The following is an 8,235-nucleotide window of genomic DNA, read 5'->3' on the forward strand; positions in this document are numbered from 1 at the left end:
GTGGCTTGTCGAGTCATTCCCCATAATGTCTACTATCAATAGAGGAAGGTCTGGAAGGTCATTTTTGTTTTGAAGTCGCCCCCAGTAGTTGAGCCAACTGTTCCAGGCTTGACAAATTGGAAGGATGATAAATGGCGCGCATGACGTCGGCTTTCTCCCTTTCGGTAATGTGGAATGAGATAGAAGCCTCTAGTTTTTTGGCTTCTGTAGGCCGGTAGAAAAACGGGATCTGCACAAAGCGTTCCTCCCCGAGCAAGTCGTACATAAAGCCCAGGCTGTTGTCTTGCTCAAACTCTTGCCTTACGAGCACTTTGCCCGCTATGCCGAGTGGGTTGAACATAGACTCGATGATGCCCTGCCCGCCGCTTGGCGTAATCTCTTCCACTTTGTCAGAACTGCTGATTTGCAACAGGAGCACTCCACGGGTGTTTTCGAGGATCCAGTCCCGGAAGACCTGAATGAAGCGCGTAGCAGAAACGATGCCGTAGTTGTCCAGAAAACCGGCATCCATAACTTCAATTCCGGGGCGGCTGGGCAGGTGCACATTGGGGAGTACGTAGGGATAGGTCGCGTTCATCCGCACTGCAGAGAGCATGCGCAGGTTGCCTGCATCCTGCTCCCGGAACATCCACCGGAAGTCCACCGCATCCACTTCCACCGCATCAGGGTAGCGTTGCCCAACCGGGGCTTTCATCATGTAGGAAACGCCCTGTGGCGATATGATCAGGCGGCGGGCATCATTTACAATGGAGGGCGTCAGGTAGAGCATCGGAACGGTAGCAGAGGCCTCTGGTTCCTGGTAGTCGTCGAGGCGGCGGTCCAGAATGCCGTAGGTGTTTTCGTTGAGCTGCTGCTCGAATACGTAGCCGCGGTCTTTGTAGTAGGTATAGCCATTGACCTCAAAAGGGGCCCATGGAATGAAGAGGTCATTGGAAACAATAGTGAAAGCGACAGAGTTGGCCAGGTCCTTGGCGATGTTGTCGATGTACCCGGGGTCATGTACATCAATGGATGCCCCCTGCTGTTGCTGCAGATAAAGCTCCCGCAGGTAAGTCATGCCCATCATGCCGCCCGAAGCACCAGTGATGAGTACGGTATGCTCCAGCAATTTTCCATTGAGCAGACTGTCGGCTTTACGCACCACCTGCATGCTCCATGTTGCCGATTTCAAGCCGCCACCGCTGGAGCAAAGGACAACCATCCAGGGCTTTTCTTCGCCGGTCTTAGCTTTCCATTTTTCCAGAATGGCTGTAGTGGAGGCCTTATCATCCTCAATACGGGCACTGTTGCTAGCCTCCTGCAGTTGTTGGAGGGAATATTCAGCCGGGGCAATCTCGTAGTTGAGCCCGTAAGCCTTGTTGGTATAGTTGAAGTTGTCGTTGCGGGTCAGGATATTTAGCCCCAGCAGGAGGAGGATGATCACGGTCACACTCCAGTCTCCAAACCAGTAAATAACAGCACCTATGAGTGCGGTCAGCACACTGGCCAGTATAAACAGGCTGGCACCCGCCGGGATCCGGAAAGGGGGGTAATCAACCAGATAGCCGAGCACGAGCAGTACCAGCATGCTGATCAGCTGCAGGATCAGCGCATTGAGGTGGTTTTGCTTAAAAATGCTCATCAGCATCTTGGTGTCGTAGTGAGCAACACTACGTACCAGCCTCGGCTCTAAAGATTCCGACAGGTAGGTATCCACCCGCCACCGTGTGCTGTCGAGCTTGATGTACTCGAGGTCCACCTGCCTGCGCCCCGGCATGTAGGCGCGGGTGAGGTGGGGAGGCCGTTCCGGCCGGCTTTCGTAGTAGGAAATATCCCGGTTGGTAAACTGGAAATACACAGCGTAAAGGATAATCAGCAGGAACATACCACCGAGAAAGCCTACTGCATTAAGCGTGACTTCCCGAAAAACCAGCCCTTCGTAGTACCGCTGGAAGTACACCATGATGCCCAGGTAGATCACCAGAAAGGTCAGCGGCAGCAGCAGATTGTTGATGACAAATTTGGTAAACGGGCGGGCCAGAGAGGCTAAAAACGGGAAGTAGTGCGCACTCAGTAAATAGAGGGCCAGGTTCCAGCTCATAAAAAAGCTGCCGAAGCCAATACCCACAAAGAAAAAGCTCCAGAAATTTACCGCACCGAGGTACTCCGGGTCCAGGAAAAGGTACTGGAAGCCGAGTTTGCGCGCCAGCGTTCCGGAAACCAACAGGAAGAAGACGACCCACATGGCCAATAGCAAGTGGTTGCTGCGTATATGCAGTATTAGCAGCTGTACCGGGAAGGAATGGTAAACGTTACGCAGTTTTTGCATCATGGCCTCAACAAAATACGGAATTCCCTGCTCTGATGCTACTATCCGGGGGATGGAAAAAGGCGATGCCCGGACTTTTGGCGCTTTCCTGCCCATCCTGCAAGATTGCAGAGTGCCTTTCTTTAGAACTTGCTGGACATGGCTCGTTTTCCCACCACGCGTGTCCCCGCGCATCAGGCCTGATGTACAGCGCCGCCCCTGAGAGAAAGCAGTGCCGTTTGGGACGCCTGCAAATAAAGTCTATCCAAAGTGTTATTTTTCGGGCAGCAAAAATGAACGCCACGGTTTTGCGTTTTGCTTTGGAGTAGACGACGTCAAAGAAGGATAAACGAGAACAGTACTGAAAAGAACTTATGAAGCATATTTGGACCGCCGCCGCATGCCTCTTCCTCCTCGCCTCAGGGTGTAAGTCGAAGATAGAGCAAGTTGAAAACGTGGATAGCTACGGCTACACCGAACGCTATCAGCGCAGCAAGGCAGACTTTGCCAAACAAGGCCTGTACCAGAAGTTTGATGAGCAGGGGCAACTCATAGAGGAAGCCACCTATGAGAATGATACCCTCAGTGGGCTCCGTGTGCTGTACTATGAGGATAAGGATACACAGATCGTGGAAACTTACCGAAACGGTATTTTTGACGGGCCTTACCGCTCTTACTACGAGTCGGGCAAGCTCAACCTGTCCGGGCAATACATTGCCAACAAAATGACCGGTGACTGGGACCGCTACTACGAAAACGGGCAGCTCATGGAGCGGGTCCGCTTTGAAGGTAATGCCGAAAACGGCCCGTTTATCGAGTATTACGAAAACGGCAACCTGAAAGCAGAAGGCGCCTACCTCAATGGCGACAATGAGCATGGGCTGCTTAAACTCTTCGACGAGCAGGGCGAGCTCAAGCGCAAAATGAACTGCGAGCATGGCATCTGCCGTACCATTTGGAAACGTGAGGGGGAAGAATAAACGACCGGACCCCGGATATAAAAGAATAGTATGCAATTTAGAATTCTACCTACCGCCCTACTGGTTCTCGCTTTTTTGTTCAGTGCAATTCACGCGGGCGCGCAGCTCGGTGGCCTGCACACTTATGAGTTTTTGAACCTGTCGCCATCCGCCCGGCTTACGGCACTGGGCGGCAACCTCATTACAGTACGCGATGATGATGTCAATTTAGCGTTGGGCAACCCGGCTGCCCTCAACCCTGATATGCATCAGCAGATCGCAGTGAACCACAGCTTTCACGTAGCGGGAATCAGTCACGGCTACGCTGCCTTCGGGCACCACTTCGACTCCCTGGGCTTTACTTCTCACCTCGGCGTGCAGTACATCAGTTACGGCACTTTTGACGAAACCAACGACCGGGGGGAGATCATCGGTACCTTTGATGCAGCCGAGTACGCCATCAATATGGGCGTAGGCAAACAGGTGTACGACCGCCTGGCCATCGGTGCCAACCTCAAAGTGATCACCTCCCAAATGGCGGGGTACTCCTCCTTCGGGCTGGGCGCTGATGCGGCAGCCACTTACATTGATACTTCCCGCAACCTGACCGCCACCCTGGTCTTCCGCAATATGGGCCGGCAGGTCACCTACTATACAGAAGACAACCTTGAGCCCCTGCCTTTTGAGATGCAGTTCGGTATTTCAAAGCGGCTGAGGTATCTACCTTTCCGGTTTTCGGTTATCTACCGCTTTTTGGACCGCTGGAATATCCGCTACGACGACCCCAATGCGGAACCTGCCCTCCTCTTTTTCGGGGAAGAACAAACCGAAGAGAGTCCGTCGAGCATCTGGTTCGACAACTTCTTCCGCCACCTTGTTTTCAACGGGGAGTTTTTACTGGGCGCCCGGGAGAATCTCCGGCTCCGGTTCGGTTACAACCACTTTATGCGGCGCGAGCTCGGGCTGGACAACTTCGGCAGCCTGGCGGGCTTCAGCTTCGGTATAGGGGTCAAAATCAGCCGCTTCCGCATCGATTTCGGGCATCAGAGTTTTCACCTGGGCGGCGGGCTCAACCACTTTAGCATTGCCACCAACCTCCAGGAGTTTAAAAAGAAGGGTTAGTCACGGGGCGCTGGGGCATACTCAAAATATTGCCCCTCTTCCAAAATACCCCACAAGACCAGCAGCTCGCTGGAGAGCCGGGTGTCCTGATCCGGAATTTCCGCCCAGGTGGCGACCCGGCAATCGGGGCTGATGGCGATCGTATCTGCTGTGGATGCGGCCATATCCCGCAGGGCTTGTTCCTGGCAGGGAGGTTGCCGGACATTGGTATAGTCCGCCACGGTGAACAGTAGGAGCAACCCCACTGTGGGGAGCCAATACCCTGGTTTTCGGTTGGCTGCAAAAAGCAATAGCAAGCTTGCCTTTCCCCATAGATAGACCAGGATCAAAAGTACCGGTTGCAGCGTATCCCTGCGCACAATATCCGGTCGGTAGTCGCGGTAACCGCCCAGGGGGATCAGTAAAATATAAAGTAAGATGAACAACAGCAGGTAGCGTATTTCTGTCTCTGACCAGTGCCGCCAGTTTTCTGCGTTCAGCCGGCGGAGCAGCGCAAATTGCAGCAGAATCCCCGTAATCAATAGCGGTAGCCCCGGTTTGTTCGTCAGCATTTTCCAAAGGCCGGCCGGCAGTTTTTCGTACCGCGCCCAGAGGCTTATGCCTTCCTGCTGCTCGGTGCTGAGGGAGCCCAGGTACAAGCTGTACAGGCCCAGCGTCCCCAATAGCCCAATAGCCGCCCAGTGGCTGAGGGGGAGCTGTTGGCGGATGAAGACTGCCCGCTGCTGCCACCCGTCCTTCTTCAGGAGTTGCCGCCCACCATAGCCGAAGACTATGCTAAAGCCCACGGCAATGACCCCGGGCACTAAAGGGCCGGTAAAGGGCATGATCAGCGTGAGGGCATAAAGGCTCAGGGTTTCCCAAAGTGGAGGGGTAGCTGTCCGTAAATGCCCCCATCGGCGGCAGAGCAACGCCAGCCAGCTTAGCATCAGCACAGCGGGCCAGGCGTAGAAGAACGTATAAGTGGGTGCCTGTTCAATCAGGCCCATCACCGGCTGATAGTAACCGGCCGACTGGAACAACGGGGCCATCAGCACAGCCGCTGCTAAAGTGGGCCCTATGCCCTTTCGGTTGGCTGCCATCCCGGCTAAAAGCAGCAGCAGTAGCAGGTGTGCACCGGTTTTGGCGGCAGCTGCACTCAGGAAGATGCCCGCGATCGGGTCTGTGAAAGTACCCAAAGCTGCAGGGGCGAGCCGAAAATAATGGTACATAGCCCAATGAACAAAGAAACGGTTGGGAGAAGCGTAGGCCGCTTCGCCTGTGGCCGCTGCCCATCCAAAGGGGGCAGACAGTACCGGCTCGTAGTGCGGGCCCGGAAGGATCAGGCTGGGCATATCCCCATCCAGGCCCACCATGCGGTGCTGCATGAAGGTGTAAGTGGTGTCGGCTAGCAGAAGTAAGGCCAAGATGATCCAGGCCCTGATTTTTTTATGCATGCGTGCGAAGCTTTTTACGCTCGGATTTAGGTAAATAACGGAGCAGTAAATTTAGGTGCTCTCCTAAAATCCGTTAATTTTGCGGCGCTAAAAGCGTGTTGGGACTTTAGTAATCGGTCTGTCCCGGTGCACCGGTGCACTTTTTTGCTTATGCTTCGTCTCGAAAACCCTTCCCGCAAACTGCGGGACAGGCTATCTAGCTAAGGCTAAACTCTGGTTTTCGAGCCTCGTCTAATCAAAAAAATGCTTCTTTTCGACTGGAAGGCCAATAGTCCCAACATGCTCTAAAAAGCACTTTTTTGAAGTGCAGGAAACTAATTTTATTGTCCAATCGTAAGGAGCAATAACAAAATTACCAATTCATCATGATTAACATCACTTTCCCGGACGGTAATGTCCGACAGTATGAAGCCGGCACTACCGGGCTCGACATCGCGAAGTCGATCAGCCACGGACTGGCGAAGAAAGTCCTTTCTGCAAAAGTAAACGGTGAGGTATGGGATGCCACGCGCCCCATTACCGAAGACGCTACGGTACAGTTGCTGACGTGGGACGACAAGGACGGGAAAGCAACCTTCTGGCACTCTTCCGCTCACCTGATGGCCGAGGCGCTTGAAGCCATTTACCCGGGCGTGAAGTTCGGTACCGGGCCAGCTACGGATGGTGGGTTTTACTACGATGTAGATCCTGGTGAACACACCATTTCCAGTGACGACTTTCCGAAGATCGAGCAGAAAATGCTGGAATTGGCACAGCAGAAAAACGAATACCTCCGCAAGCCGATTTCCATCAACGATGCCATTGCGCTATATCAGGAAAAAGGAGATGAATATAAACTTGAGCTGCTGGAAAAGCGGAAGGAAGAAGGAGCGGATATCACCCTCTATGAGCAAGGTGGCTTCACTGACCTTTGCCGGGGCCCGCATGTGCCCCACACCGGCTACATCAAGGCGATCAAAATCACCAAAGTAGCAGGCGCCTACTGGCAGGGCGATGAAAACCGGCAACAGATGACCCGGGTGTACGGCATCACGTTCCCCAAGCAGAAAGAGCTGACCGAGTACGAAAAGATGATCGAGGAGGCTAAGCAGCGCGACCACCGCAAGTTGGGCGCCGAGCTGGAGCTGTTCATGTTCTCTGACCGTGTGGGGCAGGGCTTGCCGATATGGCTGCCCAAGGGCAATCAGCTGCGCGACCGCCTGATGAACTTTCTGCGGGTAGAGCAGGAAAAGCGGGGCTATCAGATGGTGACTACACCGCATATTGGCAAAAAGGACCTCTACGTCACTTCCGGTCACTGGGAAATGTACGGGGAAGACAGCTTCCACCCGATCTCCACGCCAAAGGAAGGGGAGGAGTTTCTGCTGAAGCCGATGAATTGCCCGCACCACTGCGAGATTTTCGGGCACCGGCCACATTCTTACCGCGACTTGCCACTGCGTATTGCTGAGTTTGGCACGGTTTACCGCTACGAGCAGAGTGGAGAACTGCACGGCCTTTCAAGGGTGCGGGGCTTTACACAGGATGATGCCCATATTTTCTGTACGCCGGAACAGGTCAAAGAGGAGTTCCTCAATGTGCTGGATCTCACGAAGACGGTTTTGTCCAAAATGGGCTTTGAGGATTTCACGGCGCAGATCTCTCTGCGCGACCCCAACAAGCCCGAGAAGTACATCGGACTGGATGAGAACTGGAGAAATGCCGAACAGTCTATTATTGAGGCGACGAAAGAGGCGAACCTGAAGACCACCACTGAGTTGGGTGAGGCGGCCTTCTATGGCCCCAAGCTCGACTTCATGGTGAAGGATGCTCTGGGGCGTTCCTGGCAGTTGGGTACTATACAGGTAGACTACAACCTGCCGGAGCGTTTCGAGCTGGAGTATATCGGTTCCGACAATCAACCGCACCGCCCTGTGATGATCCACCGGGCGCCATTTGGCTCTATGGAACGCTTCATCAGTATCCTGATTGAGCATACCGGAGGTAAATTCCCGCTGTGGCTAACACCTGAGCAGTATATTATCCTGCCCATTAGCGACCGCTTCAATGACTATGCTGCAAATATTAAGCAGGAGCTGACGAAGCACGATATCCGGGGCACGGTGGATGACCGGAGCGAGAAAGTAGGTCGCAAAATCCGTGATGCCGAAGTGCAGAAAGTACCTTTCATGCTTATCGTTGGTGAGAAGGAGATGGAATCCGGTACAGTCTCTGTCCGTAAGCAGGGCGAGGGCGACGTAGGTGCGATGTCCACGGCTGACTTTGCGAAGTACTTTCAGAAACACCTGGATTAAGAGCTTGTTGGGATTTTACACTTCGGGCTGCTCTTGCCAAATTTTGTCCTGCTCTTCGTTGTTCTTCGGTCACGTAGCTAAGGCTATGTTCCCTCATCACGCCTTAATCAGAACAAAATTTGACTGCGTTCGCTCCAAAA

Annotated in this window: 5 protein-coding genes; 3 read left to right on the forward strand and 2 right to left on the reverse strand. The window is 53.7% G+C overall.

Annotated features, from left to right (window positions below):
- Positions 1-58: 58 nt before the first annotated feature.
- Positions 59-2,311, reverse strand: a complete 2,253-nt coding sequence (locus RIC19_RS14710; protein ID WP_350179091.1) for a patatin-like phospholipase family protein — start codon at positions 2,309-2,311, stop codon at positions 59-61.
- Between the two features lie 350 nt (positions 2,312-2,661).
- Here RIC19_RS14710 and RIC19_RS14715 point away from each other — a divergent pair, with 350 nt between their 5' ends.
- Positions 2,662-3,267 carry a toxin-antitoxin system YwqK family antitoxin gene (locus RIC19_RS14715; RefSeq protein ID WP_350179092.1) on the forward strand — a complete coding sequence of 202 codons (606 nt, stop codon included), beginning with the start codon at positions 2,662-2,664 and terminating at the stop codon, positions 3,265-3,267.
- Positions 3,268-3,297: 30 nt separating this feature from the next.
- Positions 3,298-4,368, forward strand: coding sequence for a type IX secretion system protein PorQ (porQ, locus tag RIC19_RS14720; protein ID WP_350179093.1), 1,071 nt, complete (start codon positions 3,298-3,300; stop codon positions 4,366-4,368).
- Here the strand turns inward: porQ and RIC19_RS14725 are convergent.
- Positions 4,365-5,801 carry a hypothetical protein gene (locus RIC19_RS14725; protein ID WP_350179094.1) on the reverse strand — a complete coding sequence of 479 codons (1,437 nt, stop codon included), beginning with the start codon at positions 5,799-5,801 and terminating at the stop codon, positions 4,365-4,367. The genes porQ and RIC19_RS14725 overlap by 4 nt on opposite strands.
- A 365-nt stretch (positions 5,802-6,166) precedes the next feature.
- Between RIC19_RS14725 and thrS the strand changes: the two genes are divergently transcribed.
- Positions 6,167-8,095, forward strand: coding sequence for a threonine--tRNA ligase (gene thrS, locus RIC19_RS14730; protein WP_350179095.1), 1,929 nt, complete (start codon positions 6,167-6,169; stop codon positions 8,093-8,095).
- The last annotated feature ends 140 nt before the right edge of the window (positions 8,096-8,235 follow it).

This window comes from Phaeodactylibacter sp. (genome assembly GCF_040219495.1).
Taxonomy (GTDB): Bacteria; Bacteroidota; Bacteroidia; order Chitinophagales; family Saprospiraceae; genus Phaeodactylibacter.

Bases quoted from the DNA above. Each gene is read 5' to 3' on its own strand.
- RIC19_RS14710 (WP_350179091.1), bottom strand. From the start codon at position 2,311: ATGATGCAAAAACTGCGTAACGTTTACCATTCCTTCCCGGTACAGCTG.
- RIC19_RS14715 (WP_350179092.1), top strand. From the start codon at position 2,662: ATGAAGCATATTTGGACCGCCGCCGCATGCCTCTTCCTCCTCGCCTCA.
- porQ (WP_350179093.1), top strand. From the start codon at position 3,298: ATGCAATTTAGAATTCTACCTACCGCCCTACTGGTTCTCGCTTTTTTG.
- RIC19_RS14725 (WP_350179094.1), bottom strand. From the start codon at position 5,801: ATGCATAAAAAAATCAGGGCCTGGATCATCTTGGCCTTACTTCTGCTA.
- thrS (WP_350179095.1), top strand. From the start codon at position 6,167: ATGATTAACATCACTTTCCCGGACGGTAATGTCCGACAGTATGAAGCC.